Here is a 1,841-nt window from a genome sequence, read left to right on the forward strand (position 1 = left end):
TCAAAATATATAGTAGAGATTTAATTTATTCTATACTAGTCAGATTACTTATGAAATGTCAGGGGGTAAAAAATTGAAGGTAATCGCATGTGTGGATGACAGAAACGGGATGCTTTTTAATCACAGAAGACAGAGCAGAGACCAGACTGTGACAGAAAAGATACAGGAGCTCTGCCAGGGAAAAATACTCTGGATGAATGAGTATTCCAGCTCTTTGTACGGAAATATGCACGGAGTAACAGTGCAGTGTCATGAGAATTTTCCGGATCAGGCAGAATCAGGGGATTTTGCTCTGATGGAGACAGTAGATCCGGGAAACTATAAGGAAAGAACGGAAGAGCTGATCCTTTTCTGCTGGAACCGTATCTATCCGGCGCAGCTTTTTATGACGCTGGATCTGTCTGAATGGAAACAGACGGAAGAGCTGGAGTTTGAAGGAACTTCCCATGAAAAAATTACAATGAAAAAATACATTCCGTATCAGAACAGGACAGAGTAAATGCAAATATGTATTTTTGTGACTTTTTCTGAATATGATAAAACACAGGGGTTCTGATATGTGCAAAAACATGTAAAAAGGCAAACATTTATAGAGTTTTTAGAATATTTTGTAGAATTTTGTTGCTTAGTAAACGGCTTCATGTTAAAATAGCACCATATTCAATCAGAACAGATCATTACATGATTCTGAAAAATGAGAGGAGGATTCCCCTATGAATCGAACCAGAAAGATAATGAAAAAACTGACCGCGGCAGCGGCGGCATCAGCGCTGGTTTTATCTGGTACAAGCCAGGTTTTTGCTGCTTCCTATAAGGAGACAGAAAAAGCAGCTCTGGATAAGCTGGTTGCAGGTTTTTCCGCATATTGGGATGCAGTTATGGCACAGTATGAAAAGGGACAGGAAACAGGCTTTAACGCAAAGATGAAACTGACAGTGGAAGAAACCGGTAAAGCAGTTCTCGGCGCTATGGTGGGAATGGATTTTTCCTGGCTGAATACTGTCACTATGGATATGACGGAAATCATAAAAGACGGCAAAGAAGCGATAAATGCAGATATTCTTTTAAACGATGCACCTGTGGGCACCATGAATATCTGTATGGATCTGGCAAATATGACGGAATATTTCCAGATTCCGGAGCTTTCTCAGAACTATATGGCAATTCCATTGATTCCTTCCATGGAAGAGACAATTGCAGATGAAACAGGGGCAATGTCCGAAGAGGATATCGCGGCATATCAGGCCTATATGGAAGAATATCAGGCTTCCATAGAAACTTATTTAAAGATTGTTTCTGATATGACAACCGTTCTTCCGGACACCAAAACGCTCAGTACTCTGCTTGATCGTTATGGAAATATCCTGATTGAAAATTTCGGAGATGAGACAGTTACGGAAGAAGCTCTTTCTGTAGAGGGTGTCAGCGAGGACTGCACTGTTTATGAAGAAATCCTTACAGAGCAGGAAGTACTTTCCATTTTAAGGGAAGTCCTGACTACTGCAAAAGAAGATCAGGAGCTGAAAGGCCTTCTGGATATGTGGTCAGAGGCCGGAGGCGGAGAAGACCTTTATGCTCAGCTTGTGGCAGGCGCGGACAGCGCGCTGGCAGACCTTCCGGAGGAAGGCTCCGAGGAGATTAATCCGGAGGCTGCAATGTTCAATTCAAAAATCTGGACAAATGCAGAAGGAAAGATCGTAGGACGTGAATTTGGCTTTACAGATGAGACAGGAACAGAAAGCTATCCGCTGATTTCCTGGAAGAATCCGTCAGCAGACGGAAATTCAGCACTGTATTTTGAACTGTGGCTTGACACCAGTTCCATTACGCTTATCGGTTCC

1 protein-coding gene and 1 pseudogene are annotated in these 1,841 nt (G+C 42.3%); both read left to right on the plus strand.

Annotated elements, in window-relative coordinates:
• The first annotated feature begins 73 nt into the window (after nucleotides 1–73).
• The gene (locus tag QVP40_RS06070) at nucleotides 74–499 is read left to right on the plus strand and encodes a hypothetical protein (protein ID WP_022067587.1); all 426 of its coding nucleotides are present in this window, start codon (nucleotides 74–76) and stop codon (nucleotides 497–499) included.
• 214 nt (nucleotides 500–713) lie between these two features.
• A pseudogene (locus tag QVP40_RS06075) lies at nucleotides 714–1,841 on the plus strand (hypothetical protein); the annotation flags it as partial.

The organism is Blautia sp. CAG:257, from assembly GCF_000433815.1.
Lineage (GTDB): Bacteria > Bacillota > Clostridia > Lachnospirales > Lachnospiraceae > Blautia_A > Blautia_A caecimuris.